We start from the raw sequence: 20,060 nt of genomic DNA, 5'->3' as shown, positions 1-20,060 counted from the left end.
ATGACGAAGGCCGCCGAAGAGAACCAGACACCGCCGACCCAGGATCTGCCTGGGTCGGCCGATGCGGGGACCCCTCCTCCCGGCGCGCCGGCCAGTACCTTCCCCGGGGAGTCCGGCGCACCGCCGGCCGCCCCGGGCGGGAGGTTGCCACGCGTCGAGTCGCTCACCGGTCTGCGGTGGTGGGCGGCCTTCTTCGTGTTCTGCCACCACATGACCCAGCTGGCGCCGCTGCCGATCTTCGACTTCCTGAAGTACGGCACCTCAGGCGTCACGTTCTTCTTCGTGCTGTCCGGGTTCGTGCTGACCTGGTCGGCCCAGAAGGGCACCAAGATCCGGACGTTCTACCGGCGCCGGTTCGCCCGGATCTTCCCGCTGTACTTCCTCACGCTGGTCGCGGCGATCTTCGTCTTCTACCGGTTCGAGCCGCCGGCCGGGATGGCCTGGATCAAGCCGGTGTCGGTGACCGTACTGGTGCTGTCCGCCTTCCTGGTGCAGGGCTGGTCGAACAACCCGACCATCTTGTACGGCGGCAACCCGGCCGGCTGGACGCTCTCGGTGGAGGCGTTCTTCTACGCGTACTTCCCGTTCATCTGGCGCGCCACCCAGAAGCTGAAGACGGTCGGCGGCCTGCTGCTGTGCGTCGCCGTGATCGTGGCCGGCGGCGCCTACCGGTTGGCGCTGTTCCACTACAAGGCCGACGTACCGGTGCTGCCGCAGCCGATCCTGCACTCGGTCGCGTTCCTGTTCGGCATCGGCCTGGCGATCGCGCTGCGGTCCGGGTGGAAGCCGCGGATCCCGGTGTGGTTCGCGTTCCTTGTCACCGGCGGCGGCCTGTTCGTGCTCTGGTACTCCGGCGCGCACCCGACGCAGGTTCCGGGTGCGGTCACCCTGGGGCTGTGCCAGAAGGAGTTCCTCACGCTGCTGTACGGCTTCCTGATCCTCGCGGTCGCCGCGCGCGACGTCCGCGGCGGCAGGTCGATGCTGCGCAGCACGCCGCTGGTCAAGCTCGGCCAGTGGTCGTACGCCTTCTACCTGGTGCACGCCACCATCCTGTACGCGATCAAGGAGTACCACGGGATCGCCGGCCCGATCGGCTGGTCCAACCTGACGTGGTACGCCGGTGTCGGCGCCGTCTCGATCCTCGCCTCGTGGCTGCTCTACAAGTTCGTCGAGCACCCGCTGGAACGGAAGCTCCGAGGCCCCCGATGAAGAATCACTACCTAGTGGAGTTCCTGTGCGTGTCAGTGTAGTTGCCTTAGGCAAGATCGGACTGCCGTTGGCGGTCCAGTTCGCGGCCAAGGGCCATCAGGTCGTCGGCGTCGACATCAACGAGAAGTTCGTCGAGCTGGTGAACGCCGGCCAGGAGCCGTTCCCGGGTGAGGCCCACCTGCAGGAGCTGCTCGCCGAGACCGTGGCCGACGGCCGCCTACGGGCGACCACGGACTACGCGGACGCGATCCCGAACAGCGACGCGGTCGTCGTGGTCGTGCCGCTGTTCGTGGACGAGCAGACCGGGCAGCCGGAGTTCGGCTGGATGGAGAACGCGACCCGTTCGCTGGCCGAGCACCTCACCCCCGGCACGCTGGTCAGCTACGAGACCACGCTCCCGGTCGGCACCACCCGGAACCGGTGGAAGCCGATGATCGAGGAGATCTCCGGGCTGACCGAGGGCACCGACTTCCACCTGGTGTTCTCGCCGGAGCGGGTGCTCACCGGCCGGGTGTTCGCGGACCTGCGCAAGTACCCGAAGCTGGTCGGCGGCCTGTCCGAGGAGGGCGCGAAGCGCGCCATCGCGTTCTACGAGGCCGTGCTGGACTTCGACGAGCGCCCGGACCTGAACCGCGCGAACGGCGTCTGGGACCTGGGTTCCGCCGAGGCGGCCGAGCTGGCGAAGCTCGCCGAGACCACCTACCGCGACGTGAACATCGGCCTGGCGAACCAGTTCGCCCGGTTCGCCGGCCAGAACGGCATCGACGTGCACGCCGTGATCGAGGCGTCGAACTCGCAGCCGTACAGCCACATCCACCGGCCCGGTATCGCGGTCGGCGGCCACTGCATCCCGGTCTACCCGCGGCTGTACCTGTACACCGACCCCGACGCCACCGTCGTCCGGGCCGCCCGCGAGGCGAACGCCGGCATGCCCGACTACACGATCGGCCTGCTCGAGGGCGCGTTCGGTGAGCTGCAGGGCGCCAAGGTCGTCGTGCTCGGCGCGTCGTACCGTGGTGGTGTCAAGGAAACGGCGTTCTCCGGGGTCTTCCCGGCCGTGGAGGCGCTCAAGGCGCGCGGTGCCGAGGTGTCCGTGCACGACCCGCTGTACACCGACGAGGAGCTCCAGGGGCTCGGCTTCACGCCGTACACGCTGGGCTCGCCGGTGGACGCCGCGGTGCTGCAGGCGGACCACGCGGAGTACGCGCAGCTGAGCCCGGCGGACCTGCCGGGCGTGAAGGTGCTCGTCGACGGTCGTGACCGCACCGACCCGGCCAAATGGGCGGGCGTGCGGCGGATTGTGATCGGAAGGTCGGTCAGCCAGTGACACATGCCGACCTGCGGGTCGTGATGATCGTCGCCAACGACGTCACCAACGACAGCCGGGTCCGCAAGGAGGCCGCAGCCTTGGCCGAGACCGGAGCAGAGGTGACTGTGCTCGGGGTCTCGGCCAGCGGTCTCCCGTCGAGGGAGATGCTCGACGGTGCGCTGATCGTCCGGGTGGCGGTGCCGTTCGCACTGCGTGAGGAACGGAAACGAAGCCGTACGGCGCGCCGCAACTGGCGGCCGCCGTTGGTGGGCTATCGGTACCGCGCGAGCTACGTGGCGCGCAGCCAGCGGATCCAGGCCGAGCTCAAGGAGCTCAAGGCCGACTCCGGGCATGCGATCGCACGGGCCAAGGCGGGCCAGGGGAACCCGATCAAGTTCAAGGCCGGTGTCGCCACCCGGCTGCTGCGCCGCGCGCGCTGGAAGGCGGCCGAGCGGGCCGCCTGGGTGCGGAAGGGCGTCGGCAACAAGGCGGACATCCCGTTCAAGTTCAGCTGGCGGGCGTACGACGGCGTGCTGCACCGGCTGCCGTGGCCGGCGCCGTGGCGCAAGCTGCACCCGGAGGCGCTGGACCTGGAGATCGCGTTCGGCGACCTGATCGACCGCCTCGAGCCGGACGTCGTGCACGCCCACGACATGCACGTGATCGGCGTCGCGACCCGCGCCGCCGGCCGCGCGAAGCTCCGCGGCCGGAAGCTGAAGGTCGTGTACGACGCGCACGAGTACGTCGCCGGACTGTCGCAGTACGGCGGCCGGACCCGGCGCTCGATCGCGGCCTGGGCGAACCACGAACGCGAGTACATCGGCGAGGCCGACCGGGTGATCACCGTCAGCCCGGCGATCGCGAGCCGGCTGCGTAGCGAGCACAAGCTCGGTCACGAGCCGACCGTGGTGATGAACACACCGAACCCCGCTGACGTGTCGGTCGAGGTGTCCGACATTCGCAGCCAGATCGGCCTGGCGCCCGACGTGCCGCTGCTGGTCTACAGCGGCGGTGTCACCCGGGCGCGCGGCATCCACACCGCCGTCCAGGCGCTGGTGGACCTGCCGGACGTGCACCTGGCCGTCGTGTGCGTGCCCGGTGTCGCGACGGACGTCGTACGTCAGCTGCAGGCGCAGGCCGTGCAGCTCGAGGTGCAGGACCGGCTGCACTGCCTGGACCCGGTGAAGCCGGACGAGGTGGTGGCGTTCCTGCGTACCGCGGACGTCGGGCTGATCCCGATCCTGCGCTACCCGAGCCACGAGATGGCGCTGCCGAACAAGCTGTTCGAGTACGCCTTCGCCGGGCTGCCGGTGGTGGTCAGCGACATGCCGAGCATGACCGAGTTCGTCCAGCGGACCCGGATCGGCGAGGTGTTCACCGCGGAGGACGGTCGCGATCTGGCGGCGAAGGTCCGGACGGTGCTCGGTGACCTGGACGGCTACCGGGAGCGGGTCGCGGATCCGGCGTACCAGCAGGAAGTGTCCTGGGCCGGGCAGGCGGGCAAGCTGCGGGAGCTGTACGGCGAGCTGACCGGGCAGCAGCTCGAGGTCACCCGGCCGGGCGGCCGGAGCGTCAAGACCGGGCGGCACCTGCTGCTCGGGCCGGTCAACAGTGCGGGCCAGGCCTGGTTGTGGGCGACCGCGCTGGAGCGCGAGGTGCCGGACGTCAAGGCGGAGTCGCTGACCACGGGCAGCGGCGCGTTCGACTTCCGCGTGCACCGCACGGGCACCTACCGGCAGTACCGGTCGGACCTGCGCTGGCAGCTGGAGCTGACGGCGTACGCGTTGCGCGAGGTCACCCACGTGCTGTTCGAGGCGGGGCGGCCGATGTTCGGCCAGCAGCGCGGGCAGATGTGGACGACCGACGTACCGATGCTGGACCAGGCCGGGATCAAGCACGGGCTGGTGTTCCACGGCTCGGAGATCCGCGATCCCGCGCAGCACCGCGAGCAGTACCGGTACTCGCCGTTCCGCAACCCGGACGACGAGCTGACCGTCCGGCTGCAGGCCGCGAACAACCTGATGCGCCGGCATCTCGAGGGCTACAAGGGCCCGGTCTTCGTCACCACGCCGGACCTGCTCGAGTTCGTCGAGAACGGCATCTGGTTGCCGCTCGCGGTGGACGTCGAGGGCTTCGTGTCGACACAGCCGGTGCTGGAGCGCGAGGTCCCGGTGGTGCTGCACGCGCCGTCGGCCTCGGCTTTGAAGGGATCGGCGTACGTCGACCCGGTGCTGACCGACCTGGATGCGCGCGGGCTGATCAAGTACAACCGCGTCCAGGGCGTGCCGCACGCGGAGCTCGCCGAGATGGTGAAGAGCGCCGACATCGTGGTCGACCAGTTGCTGCTCGGTTCGTACGGCGTGTTCGCCTGCGAGGCGATGGCGGCCGGCCGGGTCACCGTCGGGCATGTCGCGGACCCGGTCCGGGACCTGCTGCCGACCGACCTGCCGATCGCCGAGGCGAACCCGGACGACCTGTCGGAGGTGATCGAGCGGCTGGTCGCCGAGCGCGACACGGCCCGCAAGATCGCCGACGCCGGACCGTCGTACGTCCGGGACCTGCACGACGGGCGGAAGTCGGTCGAGGTGCTGCTGCCGTTCCTGAACAACGAGCTGGTGTTCGAGGACGAGAGCGAGTAAGTGCGGATTCTGATGATCGCGCAGTCCCCGATCGCCGGGGACTCGCGCATCCTCCGGGAGGCGACCGCACTGGCCGCGGCCGGTCACACGCTGCACGTGATCGGCCGCGACGTCCCGGAAGGGTTCGAGGTTGGCCCGGGGATCACGGTGGAGTCGGTCTCCCGCTCGTCCGGTCTGCGGTCCGGGAACGGCGGGCTGACGGTCGGACACGGGCACTCCGGGCCGAAGGTGCTGGTCAAGAGGTTCGGGCGGTGGTTGTTGCTGCCCGAGCACCGGAGTCGTACCGAGAAGCAGTGGCGGTTGGCGGCGGCTCCGCGGGTGGCCGCGGCGGGGCCGGTCGACGTGGTGCACGCGCACGACTTCAACACGTTGGAGCTCGCCGCGGAGTACGCCTCGCGCTGGTCCGCCGCGCTGGTGTACGACAGCCACGAGCTGTGGTTCGACCGGGCGCTGCCGGGGCGGCCGACGCCGTTGTGGCGGGCGCGCGGACGGCGGTACGAGGTCGCGCTGGCGTCGCGCGCGCGGGTTGTTTTCACGGTGTCGGACGGGATCGCGGCGCGGTTGCGTTCGCGCGGGCTGGCTGATGTGCGCGTCGTACGGAACACGTTCCCGCGCGCGGACGACGTACCGCCGGCGCCTTCGCAGCCCGAGGGGTTGCTGTACGCCGGCCGCGTCGGGGCCGGGCGGGATCTGCCGACGGTGGTGGCCGCGGCTCGGCAGCTGGCGCCGTTCCGGACGGTGCTGATGGGGTCGGTGGATCCCAACTATCGCTTGGATCTCGGTCCGGTGGAGACCGTCCCCGAACGCTCGATCGACGAGGTCGACGACACACTCCGCTCCTACGGCATCTCCCTGGTCACTCTCACCAACACCTGCGAGAACCACCGCCTCGCCCTCCCCAACAAACTCTTCCACGCGGTCCGCGCCGGCGTACCGGTAGTGGCCGCCGACCTACCCGAACTGCGGGCGGTCGTGACGCAGTACAAGCTTGGTGGCTTGTACGAACCCGGCAACCCCGACTCCCTGACGGCCGCGGTCCGAACGGTGATCGACAACTACACCACCTACACCGACGGCGTCCGCACCGCCGCCGCAGAGCTCAACTGGGAACACGACGCCGCCACCCTCATCGCCGCCTACCAGTCCCTCTCCACCTGACCCACCCCTCCACACTCGCGCCGCGCTCTGCAGCGACCGCGGCGTCATTCGGCGAACCCTTCACCTGGGTGGCCATCCCCTCAAGTGGTGGGTTACCCCCTGAAAATTCGAGGGGGCAACCCTTCACTGCAGTGGGCAAGCCGGTGTCAGCGGGAGGCTTCGACCATCTGGCGCATCAGTTCTACGGGGTGCTTCTCCGGCTCCGGCTGGGCCAGCCGCGTGGAGGGGACGCGGGCCTGCGGGATCTCGGCAGTTTGGAGGGCTGCCGTGTAACCCGTGAGCGGGAGCGTGAGGGAGGAACGTGTGGGGTCGAGGGTGATCGTGGCGCCCTTGAAGGGGATGGACGGGTTGTCGGGCTCGACCGTGAGGACCAGGCCCAGACGGTGGCCGGCGGCGAAGACCACGTCGTCGGCGTTCAGTTCGAAGGACAGGTCGTACCAACGGCCCGGGCTCAGGTATTCCTTGGTGTACAAGGACTTGTAGTGCCCGACGTCCGCCAGTGTGCGGACGACCACCGACGTGTCGGAGACCGCGGTGTTGATCTTCGTCTCCGCGTAGCACCCGGTGTCGAGCGCGTTCCCGTCACCCCAGCACACCTTCGTGTTCGGCACGTTCGTGACGTTCGCGTACCGGTTCGCCGTACCGTAGTCGACCAGCCGCGCCTTGATGCCTGAGGCAACCTTGTTGACCTTCACCCGCACCGACACCTTCCCGGTGCCGCTGACTCGCACGGCCTTGGACAACTCGTCGCTCAGGAACACCGCCCGGTCCGTCCGGGCGGCAGTCGGGTCGAGTACGACGGTGTCCTCCGACGGCTCGTCCGTGCCGGTGAAGCTGATCGGATCACTCGACGCGGTCGCGATCGACAACCCGCCGGCCTTCGCGCCCGCCGCCTTGCTCAGCTTCAGCGTCGTCTGGCGCGCGCCGACGGCCGGCCACCGCGGCTCGTCCACGAACGACCCGTCCTCGCGCTGCACCGTCGCCTGCGGCGTCCGCATCACGCCGTTGTTCAGGCCCTGCAGCCAATAGTCGAACCACGGGTGCAGCTTGTTCACCCACTGGTCGCGGAAGCTGAACCCGTCCAGGTGCACGCCCTGGTGCAGGAAGATCTTCCGCGGTACGCCGCGCTTCGCGAGCTCGTCCCACCACTCGCCGAAGTGCCGCGTCTTCACGTTCTCGTCGCCCAGACCGTGCACGACGTACACGCTGGCGCGGACTTGGACGCGTCGAGCCGGTAGTTCCGCGGGTCCCACCACGTGCTGTACGAACCGGTCGGGGTGTCGGACGCCTGCTCGATCTCGTCCGTCAGCTGCACGCAGCGCGGTGACGCGTCGTTGCTGACGTAGTCGTGCAGGAAGCCCATGTACTCGTCGTAGAACGGCACCCCGAACCCGCGGGTGTAGTCGTACCAGCTGGAGATCGCCGCGATCGGCACGATCGTCTCCAGCCCGCGGACGCCGGTACTCGCGACCGAGTTCGCGATCGTCCCGTTCCAGGACACGCCGATCATGCCGGCCTTACCGGTCGACCAGTCCGCCTTCGCGGCGCTGCCGTCCGGCTTGTGCCCGGCGGTGCGGTTGTTCAGCCAGTCGATGACGGCCTTGGTACCGAGCACCTCGAGGTCCGCGCCGACGTCGCTGCAGCCCGTCGACCGGAAAGTCCCGGGCATGTCGACGAACGCGACGGCGTACCCGCGCGGCACGAAGTAGTTGTCCAGCCAGCTCCCGTACACCTGCCGGACGCCGACCCCGTCGAAGTAGCTGTCGGGATCGCCGGCGTAGTACGGCGAGGCCTGGATGATCACCGGTACGTCGACCCCGGCCGCGGCCGCCTCGCCCGGCCGGATGATGTCGACCGTGACCTGGTCGGTGATCCCGTTCGCGTCCCCGTCGAGCTCGGGTACGTCGACCTGCACCCGCTCGTGGATCGCGTTGTCGTAGTCATAGGCGGGCACGGTCTGCGTGCCCTGGACGAAGGGTTTGGACGGTACGGCGGTGGACCCGGGTGCTGCTGTTGCTGCGTTCGCTGCGGTGAGCGAGGCGGCCGGCGCCACGGCCGCGGCGACCAGGAGGGCCAGACCGGCCCGTATCCGAGTTCTGCGCATGCGTGAATTCCCCCTATGGGCGGTAGGTGAGGCTCTATTCTGTGCACAGAACTCACTCGCGCGCTCACCTTTCGTGAACAGCACGGGTAATACTTCGCCCGCAACTTTCCGTGTCCGCCCCGTATCAAAGGTGTGAGAGGGGGCGACATGTTTCGACGACTGACTGCTTGGGCGGGGAGTACGGTCCTCGCGCTGACTGCCGCGTTGCCCGCGGTCGCACACGCGCAGGGCACCGCGAAGCCCGACCCGACCCGGCCCGGGGCGACCGTGCCCGGTACGAGCAAGAAGATCACGGCCGCACAAGCGCAGGCCTGCTTCGTGTGGCACGGCGGGGTGACCGCCGCCGGCGGACACCGCTTCTCGGACCCGACGGCCACCACGCCGCCGCAGGTGCCGGACGACTGGACCACCGGCGGCGTCTACAAGCCGGGGCAGGTCCGGCTGAGCGCGCGGCAGACCATCGAGCCGAACATCTCCGGCACGGACCGCTACGGGTACGTCGTGATCGGCGACGCGCTCTACCACAGCGCCTACCTCGGGTACGACGACGGCTCGACCGACGGCCCGACCACGCTGACCCGGATCGGCGGTGGCTGGAGCCCGTTCAGGTTCCTGGAGTCCGTGGAGTACCTGAGCCCGGACCTCAAGACGTACCGGGCGACGGCGTATGCGCTGCGCACCGACGGCGTGCTGTTCCGGTGGGACACGAGCGGCAAGGGCTGGCGGGCCGGCGGCTCGTACGCCGGCTTCTCGGCCGTCAAGACGATGGCGCTGATCGCGAAAACGCCGACGTACGACACGTTCCTGGCGAACACCCGGGGCGGTGCCCTCTACACGATCCGGATCCCGGCGGCGTCGCCGATGAAGCCGGTGGTGAAGCCCGTCCGGACGCGCACCTGGCAGGTCTTCGAGGAGCTCTCCGCGATGGGTTGCGGTCGGTACGGCACGCTCCTGCTCGGCATCGACAAGGACACCAAGAAGGGCTACCTGTACGCGGTCGGCCACGCGAACGGCCTGTCAACCGTGATCCAAGGACGCGGTCAGGTCCCGGGGACGTACGACGACCCGGTGAACTTCCGGTGGGTCCCGGTCGCGGACTACGACATCGCGAACGGCGAATGATGAACAGGGCAGCGGGAGTGACCGCGGTGACAGGACTCGTCCTGGCCGCGCTGGCGCCGGCGAACGCCCAGGCGGCCCCGGTGGCCGTGGCCGAGGTCTGTGAAGTCGCGCTGGGTTCGGTGACCGCCGCCGGCGCGCACCGCAGTACGAACGTCGTCGCGACGACTCCGCCTACCGTGCGGGATCGGCAATTGGCCGGCGTCTACAAGCCCGGGCTGATCCGGCTGAGCGCCCGGCAAACCCAGGAGCCGTCCCCGGGCGGAGCGGAGCGCTACGGCTATGTCGTGGCGGGCGACGCGCTGTACTGGAGTGTCTACCTCACCGACGTGAACGGGCAGCTCGTCGAGCCGCCGAATCTCCGCAGGGTCGGTGGTGGCTGGAGCCGGTTCAAGGCGCTCGAGGTTTCGGAGTACCAGGCGCCGTACCCGGGCAAGCTGCACCGGAAGGCCGCCTACGCGTTGCGCGACGACGGCGTCCTCTTCCGCTGGACGATCGACAACGGGACGTGGCGGGCGGCCGGTTCGTACGCCGGGTACGCGGCGGTGAAGTCGATGGCGCTGATCGCGAAGACGCCGACGTACGACACGTTCCTGGCGAACACTCACGGCGGTGCGCTGTACACGATCCGGATCCCGGACGATACGGCGAAACCGGTGGTGACGCCGGTCCGCACCCGCACCTGGCAGGGCTTCGAGACGCTGGCCGCGACGGGCTGCGGGCGGAACAGCACGCTGTTGCTCGGCATCGACAAGGACACCGGGGCCGCCTACCTGTATGCCGTTGGACACGCCAACGGTCTGTCGACGCTGATCCAGTCCCGGGGCAAGGTCCCCGGAACCTTCACCGACCCGGTGTACTTCCGTTGGGTCCCGATCCCCGAGTTCGACGTCGCCAACGGCGACTGAACCTCCGAGAGGAAACTGCATGTTCCGCAAGGTCCTAGGTCTCACCGGTGCCGCCGGACTCGCACTCGGCCTCGGCCCGGCGCTCCAGCCGGCCGCCGCAGCACCCGCGACCGGCAGTGCCGTCACGGCGGCGTGTGCGCTCGGGCTGGGCGCGTTCGACACCGCGTCCGGCGTCAACAGCCGCGTCCTAAGCGCCACCGCGCCGCCGACGGTGGGTCGTATCATGACCACGCCGAACGTCTACAACACGCCGTACGCCGTCATCAATCCGACCACGTTCACCGCTGTGCCCGCGGGCAACGGCCGGACCACGCGCAGCGGCAAGGTCGTGTGGGGCTCCGGCTATCTGATGGAGAGCACGTACACGATCGGCTCCGACGGGAAGATCGTCGGTACGCCGGTGTTCAAGCGGATCGGCAACGGCTGGGGCGGGCGGTTCCTGATCCAGTCGCAGTACAAGGCGTCGCCTGGTAGTGCTCCGACGCGGACGATGCTGTACTCGCAGGACATGTACGGCAAGTTCGGGCGCTGGACGGATGTCGGGAAGGGCTTCCGCAACACCGGGTACGTGACCGGGATGAGCACGATGAAGTCGTTCGCGCTGATCGCCACGACGCCGACGTACGACATGTTCCTGGCGAACAACCGGGCGGGCGGGCTGTACACGGTCAAGATCCCGACCAGCGTGCCGCTGAAGCCGATCATCACCCCGGTGCGGACGTCGAGCTGGCAGATCTTCGAACAGCTCATCGCCGCCCCGTGCGGCAAGACAGGCTCGATCCTGCTCGGCATCGACCGCGACGCGAAGACCGGCTACTTGTACGCCGTCGGGCACGCGAACGGCGCGTCGACAGTCATCAAGAGCCTCGGCAAGGTCCCGACAACCTTCACCGACTGGCAACACTTCCGCTTCGCCCCCGCCTACGACCCCCTCAACGGAGGCTGAACCCTGAGCCAGCCAATCGGACGCTTCGGACACGCCTCCGGCGCGACTGTCCTATTGGCCGGCTTCGCCGGCGTCCGCGCTTGTTCTGCGGGCGCGGGTCTTCTCCGTGGGGGGAATGTGGCGTGCCAATCGGTCACGCCTTCGGCGCGGCTGTTCTGTTGGCCGGCTTCGCCGGCGTCCGAGTCCGCTCTACGGGCGAAGGCTCCGCCGCGGATGGGCTGTGATGGGACGGAGAACGGCCACGCCTTCGGCGCGACTGCCTTGTCGGCCGGCTCCGCCGGCGCCCGAGTCGGTTTTACGGGCGAAGGTTCCGCCGCGGGTGGACTGTGGCGGCGACATCGAAGAGGGCACGCCTCGAGCCAGCGCGCGTCGAAAACCCACAGCTCCCGTCCACAGCCGCTCGAAGGAGCAACGTAGAGCCCAGCAACCTGACCTAGCGGCGCGCCGAGCACCTGGCCAGGAGCGGCGGATTTGCAGGCAACCCGGCGGCAGATTTGCAGGGAGGCGGGCGGCAAATTTGCAGCCTGGGTGGCGGCATCACACTTCGGGGCCATGCTCGAGTCCCGGATCGACCTGTCGCTTGATGCTCAATGGCTCGGAACTCGCGGTCCCAAGACCATGCGCGGACACTGGCGATGGCTGCCGAATGGGCAGACGCTCCGTAGGGCCAGCTGATTGAGACCGCCATGTCCCAGATCACCGCGACGGCGCATCTGCTCCAAAGGACCGCCCTGGGGTCCGCGCAGCCGACGAGCAGTACAGCCGGCGCCGGAGGTGTGACGGGTCTACAGCTTCACAAGTCACCACACTCAACTTCACACGTCATCACCCTCAACCCGCGACGGAGCGGCCGCTCCTCAGGACCGTCTCGGGTCCCGGCGAAGCCGGCAACAGGACAGCCACGCCGCAGGCGTGACCGATCGACACCCTCAACCGCCGCCGCCACTCGCCCACGGCGCGGGCGTGTCGGCGCGTAGACCTCCGCGGGCGCCGGCGGAGCCGGCCAATAGGACAGCCGCGCCGAAGGCGTGACCGATCTAGGTCTTCAACGTCCCACACCACCATCTGCCCACGCTCCCACGCCTGATCATCCAGCCGTCGAAGGAGGGCTAGCGGCCGTTCACCATTGCTTCGTAAGGTCGCGCGCATGATCACGACGCGACGTACGGTGCTGAAGGCCGGAGCTCTCGGGCTCGGGCTCGCTGCGACGCCAGGGCTGTCGTTGGCGGCCCGGCCGCGGCGGACTCGGGTGCTGTTGGCAACCAACGAGCCGTGGGGGACTTACCACGCGCAGCCGTTGCTGGCCGAGGCCGCGCGCCGCGGGTGGGAGCTGGTGCAGGTCGTTCCGGATCGCTCGCAGCTCAAGCCGGGTGATCCGGTCAAGGCCGCGACGCTGAACGACGTACCGCCAGCCGACCTGCTGGTGGTGAACGGCGCCTCCGACTGGCCGGCGGATGTGGCGGCGGCGCTGCACCGACTGCCGTTGGTGGCGAGCTCGCTGGCGTACCTGAAGCCGCTCGAGGCGCCGCGGGCGAAGGAGTTCCGGTCGCGGCTGGAGCTCGTGACGGCGGCGTCGCCCGCTGAATCAGAGGTGTTCGGGGCGTACCTCGGCTGGACGCGCCGGGTGCGGATGGTCGGATCTGCGCAGACCGACAACCTGCCGACGTACGCACCGCAGCAGGACCGCGTTCTGGTGCTGACCAGCGTGACGCACCCGGACCAGACCGGCAACGCCGCGCCGGGTACGCAACTCCTGCTCGACGCCGCCGCGAAGTTGGAGGCCGCGGGCAAGCACATCGTTGTCGGTCTGCACCCGCGCGAGGACCGGACCCTCTGGGACCAGTACGAGATCAGCACGCTGGGCTCGGTGCCGGAGTCGGCGAGTGTGGAATGCGCGGTGGGCATCCCGGGCACGGTGTTCCCGATCGTCGCTGCGGTCGGCGTACCGCTCGTCGGCTGCGTGGATCCGAAGCTGCAGGTGCCGGACTACATCCTGAGCGTGTGCTCGTCCACGATCGATGCGCCCGAGCAGGCCGTCGACGCGATCGAGAACGCCGAGCCGGCCAGCCGGGGCGCGGTCTTCAACGCGGTCGGTCCGATCGGCGGCTCGGCGCGCCGGTTGTACTCCGCGTGGCACGCCACGATTCAGACCACCAAGCGCAGCGTCACCGCGGCGACCCCGACCTCGACGCGCTGACCCCAGCTGATGCTCAAGGTGTCGGACTCCATCCCGTCGCCGAACACGACCAGGTCGGACTCGGCCGTGATCGTCAGCGTGTCCGGCGCCTTGAGCAATCCTTCGGTGTTGTCGGTGCCGGTCGCCGGCGACGGCCAGGCCTCGCGGACGAACCAGCACAGCACCGGATCGGTCGGCGTTGGCAGTGCCAACGGACTGTGTCGTTCCTGCCAGGCCGATCGGCACCAGCCGGTCGATCCGGTGCCGGTGCCGACCAGGATTCCGGACGAGGACTGCCGCTCGGGCAGCGCGTCCGGCGAGCTGAGCCGGTAGCGCGCGGACTGATGCGTCCGGTGGCCGACGTACACCTCGTTCAACGCCAGCAGTTGCTGGCCGTCATCGGTGCTCACGGCAACCATCGTCCGCTCGGTCACGGTCCGGGTCGCCAGCAGGTCGGCGATCGCGGCCGGTGGGTGCGGGACGAGTACGCCGGGATTGCGGGACGGCTCGGGGTTGATGCCGATCACCGGCTGGCCGTCCAGGTACTTCGCCACGTTCGCCACCAGCCCGTCCTGGCCGACCGCGATCACCACGTCCTCCGGCCCGAACCCGAACCGGTCGAGATCATTGCGCTCGGCAACCGCGCGGCGCCAGTCCAGCGGGATCGCCGCGGACACCGCCGCCAGCGCATCCTGCTGGGCCTGGTGCCGCGCGTCCAGCTCGGCCAGGTCCCGGCCACGACCGGCCAGGAAGAACCCTGCCTGCTGCCGGGTGCCGTGCCGGGCGATCAGCTCCGTCAACTCGGTCGCGCGGTGCACGACCACCGCGCGGGGCGGGAGGCTCATGCGGAACCTCCCGCGGGCCGGCGTCGTACCAGGCTCACGACTGCTCCCCGGCCGTCAGCTTGGTCAGCAGCGGGGTCAGCAGATCCGGCGTCAGGTTGAGCGTTCCGATCTCCGGCAGCGCGCCCTGCTTGATCGCCATCGCGAGGATCGTGCCCTGGTCGAGTTCGGCGTACGCGTCCAGCAACGCCTTCTCGGCCGCGGCTTCGGCGGCACCGATCACGCGCTTCGCGTCGGCCTCCGCCTCGGCCAGTGCGCGCTTACGGCCCGCGGCGGCGTGCGTCTCGATCTGACCGGCGGCGGCGGCCTCGGTCGCGCGCATGCGCTCGTTCTGACCGCGCTGGTTGACCAGTTGCTCCTCGCGGCGGGCGAGCTCGATCTGGTTCTGCAGTTCGTTCTCCGCGATCGAACGCTCGCGCTCGACGGCGAGTGCACGCCGTTCGTACGTCGCCTTGTCTGCGGCCTGCTGCACCATCTCGCGGGTCGGGGTCTGCAGCGCCTTCTCCACGTCCCGCTCCGCGCGTACGGCGACCACCCGGACGTCCTCGACGCCGATGCCGAGCCCGGTCAGCCGCTGGTCCTCGCGCAGCCCGGTGCCGACCGCCTGACGGAGCGCGGTCATGCCCTCGGACAGCGCCTCGGTCAGCGTCATCCGGGCGAGCAGGTCCAGCGCGGTCTGCTGCGCGAGCTCCGTCAGTAGTCCGCCGAGCTGCTCGAGCGGGGTCGACCGCCACAGCCCGGTGTCCGGGTCGATCCCGAAGTCCAGCCGGCTCGACGCCAGCGCCGGGTCCGTCACGCGGTAGGTGACCGTGGCCTGTACGGCGACGTCCTGGAAGTCCTGGGTGCGCCCGTGGAACAGCAGCGGCTGCTCGCGGTCGTCGATCGGGATCTCGCTCAGCGACGAGTTCAGCGCCCGGAACCAGAACGCCTGGCCGGCGCCGTCATGCGCCAGCTTGCCGTTGCGCAGGTGTCGCACGTGAGTGGTGGGGTTGGCCCGCAGGTGGCTGATGAAGCGGAACCGGGTGATGTCTGCCATCTCTTCGTTCTCCTTGTCGTCACTATGACGATAAGGGGTTGGATCGCTTTTCGTCAAGGTGACGATTAGAGTGTGGGCATGGATTTCGAGCCGCTCGGCCTGGCGACCGACCTGGTCATCCTCACCGTCCGCGACGGCCGCCTCCAGGTGTTGCTGATCCGCCGCGGCATCCCGCCGTACCAGGGTCGCTGGGCGCTGCCCGGCGGGTTCGTGCGGCCGGACGAGGACCTGGAGACGACCGCGCGCCGAGAGCTCGCGGAGGAGACGGGCCTGGCGGCGGAGCGGATCCACCTCGAACAGGTCGCGACGTACGGCGCTCCGGATCGCGACCCGCGCGGCCGGGTGGTCAGCGTGGCTTATCTGGCCCTGGTCCCGGACCTGCCCGCCCCGACCGCGGGCTCGGATGCCGCGTCAGCCGCATGGATCAACGTCACCGACGCCCTGGCGAACCCCCTTGCCCATCCACCGACGGCCAAGCCGAGCGAGGCGCGGGGCGATGTACGGGGTGAGGTGCAGGGTGACGCGCCAGGCGGGGCCCGGGGTGAGGTGCCGGGCGGGGTGCGGGGCGAGATGCGGGGCGAGATACAGGGTGAGGTGCCGGGGGATGAGCGGGGTGGTGGGGTTCGGCTGGCGTTTGATCACGGGCGGATTTTGAGTGATGCCGTGGAACGGGCTCGTGCGAAGCTCGAGTATTCGCCGTTGGCGACCGCGTTCTGTCCGCCTGAGTTCACGATCTCCGAGCTGCGCGGGGTGTACGAAGCGGTCTGGGGTATCGCGCTCGACCCGCGCAACTTCCACCGCAAGGTCACCAAGACCCCCAACTTCGTGACCCCGATCGGCGCCACCACAACCCGGGACGGCGGCCGCCCCGCTCAACTCTTCCGGCGCGGCACAGCGGCGACACTGCACCCCCCGATGACCCGCGGCTGACGTCGGCTCGTCGCCGAGTCGTGGCGTTCGGCTCTGCCCCCAACCGCCGAGTCGTGGATTCTGGCGGGAATTCCGAGCCGAAACTCACGACTCGGCGAAGCGGGTCGTTGTCGAGGGCCACGAGGAGAGCCGGTTGGTCGAGTTGACTTTCAGTTGGCTTGAGGTGGTTGGGTGGCGGGCATGAGTCATGTGCTGGTCACCGGGGCGGGGCGGGATACCGGTCGGAAGCTTGCGCTCGCGTTTGCTGTTCGGGGTGCGCACGTGATCGCTACCGCGCGGACGGTGGCGGCTGCAGAGGAAACCGTGGAGCTGATCCGCGCGGCGGGCGGTGAGGGATCGGCCGCCGTGCTCGACCTCACGGATCCGGCGTCGATCGAGGGGCTGCGCGTTGATCGGTTGGACGTCCTGGTCAACAGCGGGGCGCGGTACCTGGCGGGCGACGTACGGGCGGTGGATATCAGCGACACCATCGCCGGGGCGGCCACCGGGACCGTGCTGCTGACCGAGCGGTTGCTTCCGCTGCTCCGGGCGTCCGAGGCCCCGGACATCGTCAACCTCATCTCGGCGGCCGGTGAGCCCGGGCAGCATCGGTCCGAGGCTCATGCGGCCTTCTACGCCGCCAAGCACGCTCAGGCCGGGTACGCCGAGGTGTTGTCCGCGCGCCTGCGTCCGGAGGGGATTCGGGTGATCTCGCTGTTCCCGCCGGACTTCGTGCAGGACGGGCCGCGGCTGAGCGGTGCCGAACTGACCGCTGACTCGGTCGTCGACTGTGTGCTGTTCGCGGTCGGTCAGCCGCGGGACTGCTTCATCCGAGCTTTCTACTTCGAACAGCTAGCTCCTCGGCCGTGATCAGGTTGGTGTGGGTGCCTGCGGAGCCGCAGGCCCAGGAGGCGGCCACGGTGCCGGCGGTGGCGGCGTCCTGCCAGGAGGCTCCGTCGAGGTAGCGCGCCAGGAACGCGGCGACGTACGCATCGCCCGCGCCGTTCGTGTCGACGATCGGGCGGTCGGGGAACGTGATCGCGGGGAAGTGCTGCACCTCGCGGCCCCGGACGTGCAGGTAGCTGCCGTCGGCGCCGGCCATCGCGACCACGACGTCCGCGCGGCCGTTGGCGAGGATCCACTCGACGCCGTCCGGCGGCAGGGCGCTGGTCGAGACGAACACGATGTCCGACGCGGTGGCGAAGTCCTTGTGGTGCTCGTTGCGGCCGTCCCAGTCGTGCAGGTCCGTGGAGATCGAGCGGTCCGCGGCGATCGCGTCGCCGAGCGCGTCCCGGGCGAAGTCCATGATCGACACGTGCACGTGTTCGGCGTGCCGGATCGCGGGGCGCCACAGGTCCGGGTCGACGCGGAGCCCGGCCGGCTGGCGGCCGTCGTACATCGAGAGCCGGCGGCCGTCCGGGGCGACCAGGTTGACGGAGCGCCGGGTGCCGCTCGGGTGCAGTACGACGCGCAGCGGGATGCCGAGTTCGGCGTACGTACGGCGGATCCGCCGGCCCTCGGAGTCGTCACCGATCACGTCCACCAGGGCGGCGTTCAGCCCGAGCAGGTGACAGCCGAGCGCGACCCCGTGGCCGGTGTGCGCGAGGTACGTCTCGATCGGCTCGACCGCGACCGAGTCGACGTCCGCCAACGGGAGCTCCGGCACCCGCACGATCGTGTCGATGCCCACTCCGCCGATCACCAGCACATCCAACTCCACCCGTCCCGTAATACCCGACTTTCGCCAGGGATCACAGGTGTCTTTCGCAAGCTGAACGCACAGTCCACTTCCCGGCACAGTCAGTTCATGCTCAACCGACGAACACTTCTCACCGCCACCGTCCTCACCCCACTCGCCGGCTTCGCCGGCTCGTCGCTCGGCGCAGGCGCATCCAGCGCACTCGCAGCAGGCGGGGAGCCGGGCGGCGCCCACGCCCCCGTGCGGGTCGGGGGGTTGCGGGGATCAGGCGTGGAGATTCGGCTGCCTCGGCCGACCGGGCCGTTCGCGGTGGGTACTACGGAATTGCACCTCGTCGACCACGCGCGGGATGACCCGTACGTGCCGGGGCGGGCGCGGGAGTTGATGGTGAGTGTTTGGTATCCGGCGCGGCGGGTGGTGGAGGCTGCGGCGTATTTGCCGCCGTTGACTGCTGCGTACTACGGGGAAGGCGCGGCGGTTGCGCTTCAGCAGCCGGTCGGGACCGTGGACTGGGTGGGTGCGAAGAGCCACGCCGGCCTCCAAGCGCCGGTGCTGCCCGGGCGCCGTCCGGTGGTGCTGTTCTCGCCCGGGTTCGGCGTACCGCGCGGTCTGGCGTCGATCAGTGTGGCCGAGCTCGCCAGTCGTGGGTACGTCGTGGTGACCGTCGACCACACCTACGAGGTCGCTGCCGTCCAGTTCCCCGGCAACCGGCTCGAAGTACAGACCCTGCCGCCCAAGCCCTACGCCCTGATCGCCCGGTCCGCCCGCCTCGCCGATCTCCGGTTCGTCCTCGACTGCCTCGCCCGGCTCGCCCGCGGCGCCAACCCGGACGCGGAACAGCGCCCGCTGCCGAAAGGCCTCGGCGCAATCCTCGACCTCGACCGGATCGGTGCGTACGGGCACTCGGCCGGCGGTCTCAGCTCGATCGACCTGCTGGTCGCCGACCCGCGCGTCCGCGCCGCGATCGACATGGACGGAGAACTCGGTTACGGGTACGCCGACCCGGCCGACTGCCCAACCGTTGCCAAAGGCACCGACCGCCCGTTCCTGCTGATGGGCGCCGGGACCACCGGCCCGGGCCCGCACGACCACCGCGCCGATCCGTCCTGGCGCATGTTCTGGGACAACTCAACAGGCTGGAAGCGCGACCTGAACTTCCCGAACGGCCGCCACTACAGCTTCGTCGACTACCAGGCCCTGATCCCGTGGTTCCAGCGCTTCTTCACCGTCCCGCCGGAACTGATCGCGAACACCATCGGTACGGCGGACGCGAGCGACGTGCTCCGCGCCCTCCGCACCTACGTCCCGGCGTTCTTCGACCAGCACCTCCGGCACCGCCCGTACGACTGGCGGAACACGCTTTCGGAAACCGTGTTCATTGCTTGATCGGAGCGCCGGTCTTCTCCTGGAGCTCGTCGAACGTGACGCCCTCGGCGAGCTCCACCAGCTGCAGCCCGTCCTCGGTCACGTCGAGCACCGCGAGGTCGGTGATGATCCGGTTCACCACGCCGCGGCCCGTGTACGGCAGGTCGCACTCCTCGAGGATCTTGTGCGACCCGTCCTTGGCGACGTGCTCCATCAGCACGATGACCTTCTTGGCGCCGTGCACCAGGTCCATCGCGCCGCCCATGCCCTTGACCATCTTGCCGGGGATCATCCAGTTCGACAGATCGCCCTTGGCCGACACCTGCATCGCGCCGAGGATCGCCGCGTCGATCGCGCCGCCGCGGATCATCCCGAACGACAGCGAGGAGTCGAAGAACGACGCCCCGGGCATCGTCGTGACGGTCTCCTTGCCGGCGTTGATCAGGTCCGGGTCCTCCTCGCCCTCGACCGGGTACGGCCCGACGCCGAGGATGCCGTTCTCGGACTGCAGCACGACCGTGACGCCGTCCGGGATGTAGTTCGGGACCAGCGTCGGCAGGCCGATGCCGAGGTTCACGTACGAGCCGTCCTCGAGCTCGGCGGCGGCCCGGGCGGCCATCTGCTCACGGGTGAGTGGCATC

The 20,060-nt window shown here is 69.6% G+C and carries 16 protein-coding genes and 1 pseudogene; 11 read left to right on the top strand and 6 right to left on the bottom strand.

The annotated features are described in order from the left end of the window. Genes ABN611_RS09865 through ABN611_RS09850 form a run of 4 tightly spaced genes read left to right on the top strand, consistent with a single transcriptional unit; the run spans nucleotide 1 to nucleotide 6,315 of the window. Nucleotides 1-1,209, top strand: coding sequence for an acyltransferase (locus tag ABN611_RS09865; protein ID WP_350279507.1), 1,209 nt, complete (start codon nucleotides 1-3; stop codon nucleotides 1,207-1,209). A 25-nt stretch (nucleotides 1,210-1,234) separates the two neighbouring features. Beyond that, nucleotides 1,235-2,536 carry a nucleotide sugar dehydrogenase gene (locus ABN611_RS09860; RefSeq protein ID WP_350279506.1) on the top strand — a complete coding sequence of 434 codons (1,302 nt, stop codon included), beginning with the start codon at nucleotides 1,235-1,237 and terminating at the stop codon, nucleotides 2,534-2,536. Further along, a complete protein-coding gene (locus tag ABN611_RS09855) occupies nucleotides 2,533-5,157 on the top strand; it encodes a glycosyltransferase (RefSeq protein ID WP_350279505.1) in 2,625 nt (874 codons plus the stop codon). Before ABN611_RS09860 ends, ABN611_RS09855 begins: the two co-directional genes overlap by 4 nt. Nucleotides 5,158-5,169: 12 nt before the next feature. Further along, nucleotides 5,170-6,315: a glycosyltransferase gene (locus tag ABN611_RS09850; protein ID WP_350279504.1), complete on the top strand. Its 1,146-nt coding sequence runs from the start codon at nucleotides 5,170-5,172 to the stop codon at nucleotides 6,313-6,315. A 146-nt stretch (nucleotides 6,316-6,461) separates the two neighbouring features. Here ABN611_RS09850 and ABN611_RS09845 read toward each other — a convergent pair whose 3' ends face one another. Then, entirely contained in the window at nucleotides 6,462-7,313 is an 852-nt protein-coding gene (locus tag ABN611_RS09845; RefSeq protein WP_350281622.1) for a CocE/NonD family hydrolase C-terminal non-catalytic domain-containing protein, read from the bottom strand. A 144-nt stretch (nucleotides 7,314-7,457) separates the two neighbouring features. Continuing rightward, nucleotides 7,458-8,419 (bottom strand): annotated as a pseudogene (locus ABN611_RS09840) (CocE/NonD family hydrolase); the annotation flags it as partial. 147 nt (nucleotides 8,420-8,566) lie between these two features. Between ABN611_RS09840 and ABN611_RS09835 the strand changes: the two are divergent. The 4 genes from ABN611_RS09835 (at nucleotide 8,567) to ABN611_RS09820 (ending at nucleotide 13,589) form a co-directional block, all read left to right on the top strand. Continuing rightward, a complete protein-coding gene (locus ABN611_RS09835) occupies nucleotides 8,567-9,541 on the top strand; it encodes a hypothetical protein (RefSeq protein ID WP_350279503.1) in 975 nt (324 codons plus the stop codon). A 26-nt stretch (nucleotides 9,542-9,567) separates the two neighbouring features. After that, on the top strand, nucleotides 9,568-10,446 hold the full coding sequence (locus tag ABN611_RS09830) for a hypothetical protein (RefSeq protein ID WP_350279502.1): 879 nt from the start codon (nucleotides 9,568-9,570) through the stop codon (nucleotides 10,444-10,446). 19 nt (nucleotides 10,447-10,465) lie between these two features. Next, the gene (locus ABN611_RS09825; RefSeq protein ID WP_350279501.1) at nucleotides 10,466-11,392 is read left to right on the top strand and encodes a hypothetical protein; all 927 of its coding nucleotides are present in this window, start codon (nucleotides 10,466-10,468) and stop codon (nucleotides 11,390-11,392) included. Between the two features lie 1,147 nt (nucleotides 11,393-12,539). Further along, entirely contained in the window at nucleotides 12,540-13,589 is a 1,050-nt protein-coding gene (locus tag ABN611_RS09820) for a hypothetical protein (RefSeq protein ID WP_350279500.1), read from the top strand. On the opposite strand, the gene ABN611_RS09815 is transcribed toward ABN611_RS09820, so the two are convergent. Together ABN611_RS09815 and ABN611_RS09810 are read right to left on the bottom strand one after the other, a co-directional pair. Further along, on the bottom strand, nucleotides 13,538-14,413 hold the full coding sequence (locus ABN611_RS09815; RefSeq protein ID WP_350279499.1) for a hypothetical protein: 876 nt from the start codon (nucleotides 14,411-14,413) through the stop codon (nucleotides 13,538-13,540). The genes ABN611_RS09820 and ABN611_RS09815 overlap by 52 nt on opposite strands. Nucleotides 14,414-14,447: 34 nt before the next feature. Beyond that, nucleotides 14,448-15,446 carry an SPFH domain-containing protein gene (locus ABN611_RS09810; RefSeq protein ID WP_350279498.1) on the bottom strand — a complete coding sequence of 333 codons (999 nt, stop codon included), beginning with the start codon at nucleotides 15,444-15,446 and terminating at the stop codon, nucleotides 14,448-14,450. Between the two features lie 78 nt (nucleotides 15,447-15,524). Between ABN611_RS09810 and ABN611_RS09805 the strand changes: the two genes are divergently transcribed. Together ABN611_RS09805 and ABN611_RS09800 are read left to right on the top strand one after the other, a co-directional pair. Then, nucleotides 15,525-16,376 (top strand): NUDIX domain-containing protein, encoded by an 852-nt coding sequence (locus ABN611_RS09805; protein ID WP_350279497.1) that lies wholly within the window; start codon nucleotides 15,525-15,527, stop codon nucleotides 16,374-16,376. A gap of 180 nt (nucleotides 16,377-16,556) precedes the next feature. Further along, entirely contained in the window at nucleotides 16,557-17,225 is a 669-nt protein-coding gene (locus tag ABN611_RS09800) for an SDR family oxidoreductase (protein ID WP_350279496.1), read from the top strand. Here the strand turns inward: ABN611_RS09800 and ABN611_RS09795 are convergent. After that, nucleotides 17,182-18,075, bottom strand: a complete 894-nt coding sequence (locus tag ABN611_RS09795; RefSeq protein WP_350279495.1) for a carbohydrate kinase family protein — start codon at nucleotides 18,073-18,075, stop codon at nucleotides 17,182-17,184. The two genes, ABN611_RS09800 and ABN611_RS09795, sit on opposite strands and share 44 nt — an antisense overlap. Before the next feature lie 249 nt (nucleotides 18,076-18,324). Between ABN611_RS09795 and ABN611_RS09790 the strand changes: the two genes are divergently transcribed. Then, nucleotides 18,325-19,440 carry a hypothetical protein gene (locus ABN611_RS09790; protein ID WP_350279494.1) on the top strand — a complete coding sequence of 372 codons (1,116 nt, stop codon included), beginning with the start codon at nucleotides 18,325-18,327 and terminating at the stop codon, nucleotides 19,438-19,440. On the opposite strand, the gene ABN611_RS09785 is transcribed toward ABN611_RS09790, so the two are convergent. Then, nucleotides 19,430-20,059, bottom strand: a complete 630-nt coding sequence (locus ABN611_RS09785) for a CoA transferase subunit B (protein ID WP_350279493.1) — start codon at nucleotides 20,057-20,059, stop codon at nucleotides 19,430-19,432. The two genes, ABN611_RS09790 and ABN611_RS09785, sit on opposite strands and share 11 nt — an antisense overlap. Nucleotide 20,060 lies beyond the last annotated feature (1 nt).

The sequence above is a fragment of the Kribbella sp. HUAS MG21 genome (assembly GCF_040254265.1).
Lineage (GTDB): Bacteria > Actinomycetota > Actinomycetes > Propionibacteriales > Kribbellaceae > Kribbella.
Note: the sequence above shows the minus strand (reverse complement) of the source record. Positions and strands in the feature narration are given on the sequence as shown.